This window comes from Priestia sp. SIMBA_032, assembly GCF_046535215.1.
Lineage (GTDB): Bacteria > Bacillota > Bacilli > Bacillales > Bacillaceae_H > Priestia > Priestia aryabhattai.
This window is the reverse complement of the sequence record NZ_JAWRXD010000988.1, coordinates 1-259: the sequence shown is the minus strand read 5'-3', so window position 1 is coordinate 259 and position 259 is coordinate 1. Positions and strand designations below refer to the sequence as shown.

At 55.2% G+C, this 259-nt stretch carries 1 protein-coding gene; it reads right to left on the bottom strand.

Features of this window, described 5'->3' with window-relative positions; genetic code table 11:
* Window positions 1-230: hypothetical protein (locus SB717_RS37310; protein ID WP_486360810.1), on the bottom strand; the 230-nt coding region annotated here is incomplete at its 3' end.
* Window positions 231-259: the final 29 nt, after the last annotated feature.

Sequence of the window (259 nt, the reverse complement as noted above, 5' to 3'; positions counted from 1 at the left end):
CCCATAATGCTCTGGAAGCCGCCTGTCAGTCCGTTGAGTTGGTTATGCAGTGTGGTCGACAGGTCCATATTTCCGCACATCAAGTTGCTGTTCCAGCCAATGCCCACCCCGATGCTTTGCATGTTACCGGCACGTCCCATAGAGACCGCATTTCCTCCGCCGATGCTGTACAGGACGTCATCACCGATCACGCTGCCAGCACTGCTGTAACCCGGTGCGGCCATCGTCAATTGGGAACTGCTTAGTATGGTGGTGATGA